The following is a 5,649-nucleotide window of genomic DNA, read 5'->3' as shown; positions in this document are numbered from 1 at the left end:
CGGCTCTTTGACATTGTGATTTAGATGAAGGGACATGTGGGCGGCGGCCCTGGGTTCTTACGGCTTTCAGGCGTAGGAGTTCAGATAAAATTAGGCCGTTCCTATATGTCTCGATATATTCCACTAGAATATATTGTGCAGGAATGGCTCCTGAAAATGAGCGGTTCTGTTTGGGCTTATTCCGCCTGGATAGAATCGGACATCAAACTTGAGAGTTTGATCCTGGCTCAGAACGAACGCTGGCGGCATGCCTAATACATGCAAGTCGAACGATCACTTCGGTGGTAGTGGCGCACGGGTGCGTAACGCGTGGGAATCTGCCCTTGGGTTCGGAATAACAGTTGGAAACGACTGCTAATACCGGATGATGACGTAAGTCCAAAGATTTATCGCCCAAGGATGAGCCCGCGTAGGATTAGCTAGTTGGTGAGGTAAAGGCTCACCAAGGCGACGATCCTTAGCTGGTCTGAGAGGATGATCAGCCACACTGGGACTGAGACACGGCCCAGACTCCTACGGGAGGCAGCAGTAGGGAATATTGGACAATGGGCGAAAGCCTGATCCAGCAATGCCGCGTGAGTGATGAAGGCCTTAGGGTTGTAAAGCTCTTTTACCCGGGATGATAATGACAGTACCGGGAGAATAAGCTCCGGCTAACTCCGTGCCAGCAGCCGCGGTAATACGGAGGGAGCTAGCGTTGTTCGGAATTACTGGGCGTAAAGCGCACGTAGGCGGCTATTCAAGTCAGAGGTGAAAGCCCGGGGCTCAACCCCGGAACTGCCTTTGAAACTAGATAGCTTGAATCCAGGAGAGGTGAGTGGAATTCCGAGTGTAGAGGTGAAATTCGTAGATATTCGGAAGAACACCAGTGGCGAAGGCGGCTCACTGGACTGGTATTGACGCTGAGGTGCGAAAGCGTGGGGAGCAAACAGGATTAGATACCCTGGTAGTCCACGCCGTAAACGATGATAACTAGCTGTCAGGGCACATGGTGTTTTGGTGGCGCAGCTAACGCATTAAGTTATCCGCCTGGGGAGTACGGTCGCAAGATTAAAACTCAAAGGAATTGACGGGGGCCTGCACAAGCGGTGGAGCATGTGGTTTAATTCGAAGCAACGCGCAGAACCTTACCAACGTTTGACATCCCTATCGCGGATCGTGGAGACACTTTCCTTCAGTTCGGCTGGATAGGTGACAGGTGCTGCATGGCTGTCGTCAGCTCGTGTCGTGAGATGTTGGGTTAAGTCCCGCAACGAGCGCAACCCTCGCCTTTAGTTGCCAGCATTTAGTTGGGTACTCTAAAGGAACCGCCGGTGATAAGCCGGAGGAAGGTGGGGATGACGTCAAGTCCTCATGGCCCTTACGCGTTGGGCTACACACGTGCTACAATGGCGACTACAGTGGGCAGCCACCTCGCGAGAGGGAGCTAATCTCCAAAAGTCGTCTCAGTTCGGATCGTTCTCTGCAACTCGAGAGCGTGAAGGCGGAATCGCTAGTAATCGCGGATCAGCATGCCGCGGTGAATACGTTCCCAGGCCTTGTACACACCGCCCGTCACACCATGGGAGTTGGATTCACTCGAAGGCGTTGAGCTAACCGCAAGGAGGCAGGCGACCACAGTGGGTTTAGCGACTGGGGTGAAGTCGTAACAAGGTAGCCGTAGGGGAACCTGCGGCTGGATCACCTCCTTTCTAAGGATCGTGACGAAAGCGTCAGTGCTAGACACTGAAAGAGCTTCGTCATTTCCAAAGAACATAGCCGCCGTCCTCATGTCCCTTCATCACTAGAGATTAGCGCAGCCAAGCTGCGCTGATAGCTGAGCAGGCTCAAGCGCCTCAGGCTGCTAATAGCAGCTCGGTTGGCAGCTGGGCCGGTAGCTCAGGTGGTTAGAGCGCACGCCTGATAAGCGTGAGGTCGGAGGTTCAACTCCTCCCCGGCCCACCAGTTGTCGAAAATTGGTAGGGGGCCTTAGCTCAGCTGGGAGAGCGGTTGCTTTGCAAGCATCAGGTCATCGGTTCGATCCCGATAGGCTCCACCATTTGCTTCGCAAATGGTTCTTTGATTGGGTGTCCGCTGCATAAGCAGCGACGGCCGTTCGGCCTTGCGAACCTTCGGTTCGTTGGAGCGCCAATCAAGTGATCTGCCACAGATACTCTAGTTGATGAAGATAGCGGTTTACCAGCCAAGGCTGGTGATATGGCTCGCAGTGCGAGCCTCTTTGACATTGTGAATGGGTTTTTTAATCGATGCCGTGGCGACATGGGATTGGTTTTTTGGTGTTTCCGCAAGGAAGCATCCGGAAAGTCGATCAGATGTTGTACACACAAGATTATCTGGCTGAGTTTAATAACCACACGGAAGCTTTCGACAAATGCTACCCAGTATTGTCGTTGGTGGTGTGGACTCTCAAGCGTGAGGTAAGGGCATCTGGTGAATGCCTTGGCATGTACAGGCGATGAAGGACGTGGCACGCTGCGATAAGCGTGGGGGAGCCGTGAGCAGGCTTTGATCCCGCGATTTCCGAATGGGATAACCCACCTTCACCATTTAATCTCTGTCCTGAGCGATCAGGATGAGCGGTTAAATGGTTGAGGTATCACTAAGCTGAATAAAATAGGCTTTGGTGAAGCGAACCCGGAGAACTGAAACATCTCAGTACCCGGAGGAAAAGACATCAACCGAGATTCCGTTAGTAGTGGCGAGCGAACGCGGACCAGGCCAGTGCCTGGAGTATAGTTAGCAGAACGATCTGGAAAGTTCGGCCATAGCGGGTGACAGCCCCGTATGCGAAAATGATACTTCAGGACTTGAGTAGGGCGGAGCACGTGAAACTCTGTCTGAACATGGGGGGACCACCCTCCAAGCCTAAATACTCGTACATGACCGATAGTGAACCAGTACCGTGAGGGAAAGGTGAAAAGCACCCCGATGAGGGGAGTGAAACAGTACCTGAAACCGGATGCCTACAAGCAGTGGGAGGGTCCTTGAGACCTGACCGCGTACCTCTTGCATAATGGGTCTGTGACTTAGTGTATCAAGCAAGCTTAAGCCGTTAGGTGTAGGCGCAGCGAAAGCGAGTCTGAATAGGGCGCCATAGTTTGATGCATTAGACCCGAAACCCGGCGATCTATGCATGACCAGGTTGAAGGTGCGGTAACACGCACTGGAGGACCGAACCGTTCAATGTTGAAAAATTGTCGGATGAGTTGTGCTTAGGGGTGAAAGGCCAATCAAGCCGGGAAATAGCTGGTTCTCCGCGAAATCTATTGAGGTAGAGCGTCGAATGATTGCCGTTGGGGGTAGAGCACTGGATGGATGCGGGGGTCGCGAGATCTACCAACTCTAACCAAACTCCGAATACCAACGAGTCTAGTTCGGCAGACAGACGGCGGGTGCTAAGGTCCGTCGTCAAAAGGGAAACAGCCCTAACCTACAGCTAAGGTCCCCAAGTCATCACTAAGTGGGAAAGCATGTGGGATTTCCAAAACAACCAGGAGGTTGGCTTAGAAGCAGCCATCCTTTAAAGAAAGCGTAACAGCTCACTGGTCTAAATAAGAGATCCTGCGGCGAAGATGTAACGGGGCTAAAGTGATGCACCGAAGCTTAGGGTTCAGATCTTTGATCTGAGCGGTAGCGGAGCGTTCCGTAGGCCGTTGAAGCGATCTGGTAATGGGTCGTGGAGGTATCGGAAGTGCGAATGCAGACATGAGTAGCGATTAACAGTGTGAGATGCACTGTCGCCGAAATTCCAAGGGTTCCTGCTTAAAGCTAATCTGAGCAGGGTAAGCCGGCCCCTAAGACGAGCCCGAAGGGGGTAGTCGATGGGAACCACGTTAATATTCGTGGGCCTGGTGGTGTGTGACGGATGCCGTAAATTGTTCGGGCTTATTGGATTGCTCCGGGCAGTGAAGGGGTCCCAGGAAATAGCCCCACCGTATAGACCGTACCCTAAACCGACACAGGTGGAATGGTAGAGTATACCAAGGCGTTTGAGAGAAGTATCCTGAAGGAACTCGGCAAATTGCCTCCGTACCTTCGGAAGAAGGAGGCCCCATCTAAACGCAAGTTCTGATGGGGGGCACAGGCCAGGGGGTAGCGACTGTTTAGCAAAAACACAGGGCTCTGCTAAGTCGGCTTCAAGACGACGTATAGGGCCTGACGCCTGCCCGGTGCCTGAAGGTTAAGAGGAGGAGTGCAAGCTCTGAATTGAAGCCCAGGTAAACGGCGGCCGTAACTATAACGGTCCTAAGGTAGCGAAATTCCTTGTCGGGTAAGTTCCGACCTGCACGAATGGCGTAACGACTTCCCCACTGTCTCCAGGATATGCTCAGCGAAATTGAATTCTCCGTGAAGATGCGGAGTACCCGCGGTTAGACGGAAAGACCCCGTGCACCTTTACTGCAGCTTCAGAGTGGCATTAGGAAAGAACTGTGTAGCATAGGTGGGAGGCTTTGAAGCGATGACGCCAGTTGTCGTGGAGCCATAGGTGAAATACCACCCTGTTGTTTTCTGATGTCTAACCTCGCACCGTTATCCGGTGCAGGGACCCTCTGTGGCGGGTAGTTTGACTGGGGCGGTCGCCTCCTAAAGAGTAACGGAGGCGCGCGATGGTGGGCTCAGGACGGTTGGAAACCGTCTGTTAGAGTGCAATGGCATAAGCCCGCCTGACTGCGAGACTGACAAGTCGAGCAGAGACGAAAGTCGGTCATAGTGATCCGGTGGTCCCTCGTGGAAGGGCCATCGCTCAACGGATAAAAGGTACGCCGGGGATAACAGGCTGATGATTCCCAAGAGCTCATATCGACGGAATCGTTTGGCACCTCGATGTCGGCTCATCACATCCTGGGGCTGGAGCAGGTCCCAAGGGTTTGGCTGTTCGCCAATTAAAGTGGTACGTGAGCTGGGTTCAGAACGTCGCGAGACAGTTTGGTCCCTATCTGCCGTGGGCGTCGAAATTTGAGAGGAGTTGACCCTAGTACGAGAGGACCGGGTTGAACATACCTCTGGTGTACCTGTCGTCACGCCAGTGGCGCAGCAGGGTAGCTATGTATGGACGGGATAACCGCTGAAAGCATCTAAGCGGGAAGCCTCCCTCAAGATAAGATTTCATCGAGCCGTCGTAGACCACGACGTTGATAGGCTGGATGTGGAAGTGCGGTAACGCATGGAGCTAACCAGTCCTAATTGCTCTGTTCGCGCTTAAGAGTCCCACCATCAACGACAATGCTGGTTACAGCAGCGGCCGTTGGCGGAATGGTTTTAAGCCAGCCCAGATATACGAACATACAAACACACGAAATTGTGCACGGTATCGATTAAAAAACCGCAGTTATGCGCCTGCTTCATTGCTTGGTGACCATAGCGTCTGTGACCCACCCGATCCCATCCCGAACTCGGCCGTGAAACCAGTCTGCGCCGATGGTACTATTGCTCAAGCACTGGAAGAGTAGGGCGTCGCCAGGCATTGAAGCACGCGCATGACTACGGATAAAAAACCCATTCATAATCTCAAAACAGGGCGGCCCACAAAGCCGCCCTTTTTGCATATCAGGGCCACATAATCGCCCAGTGTCGCGGGATGGAGCAGCCCGGTAGCTCGTCAGGCTCATAACCTGAAGGTCGTAGGTTCAAATCCTACTCCCGCAACCA

The 5,649-nt window shown here is 53.1% G+C and carries 3 tRNA genes and 3 rRNA genes; all 6 read left to right on the top strand.

Going from position 1 to position 5,649, the window contains the following annotated elements:
• Positions 1 to 204 precede the first annotated feature (204 nt).
• The 6 genes from GGQ90_RS28640 (at position 205) to GGQ90_RS28615 (ending at position 5,649) form a co-directional block, all read left to right on the top strand.
• Positions 205 to 1,691: ribosomal RNA gene (locus GGQ90_RS28640) — 16S ribosomal RNA — on the top strand.
• A 176-nt stretch (positions 1,692 to 1,867) separates the two neighbouring features.
• Positions 1,868 to 1,944: transfer RNA gene (locus tag GGQ90_RS28635), tRNA-Ile, on the top strand.
• 18 nt (positions 1,945 to 1,962) lie between these two features.
• Positions 1,963 to 2,038: transfer RNA gene (locus GGQ90_RS28630), tRNA-Ala, on the top strand.
• Between the two features lie 370 nt (positions 2,039 to 2,408).
• Positions 2,409 to 5,203 (top strand): 23S ribosomal RNA (locus GGQ90_RS28625).
• A gap of 145 nt (positions 5,204 to 5,348) precedes the next feature.
• Positions 5,349 to 5,463: ribosomal RNA gene (gene rrf / locus GGQ90_RS28620) — 5S ribosomal RNA — on the top strand.
• Together the 16S, 23S and 5S rRNA genes with 3 tRNA genes alongside form the textbook arrangement of a ribosomal RNA operon.
• Before the next feature lie 109 nt (positions 5,464 to 5,572).
• Positions 5,573 to 5,649, top strand: a tRNA-Met gene (locus GGQ90_RS28615).

Origin of the sequence: Sphingobium scionense (genome assembly GCF_014197035.1) — a bacterium.
Classification (GTDB): Bacteria; Pseudomonadota; Alphaproteobacteria; order Sphingomonadales; family Sphingomonadaceae; genus Sphingobium; species Sphingobium scionense.
The sequence above is the reverse complement of the archived record's forward strand: the minus strand, read 5'-3'. Positions and strand labels throughout refer to the sequence as shown.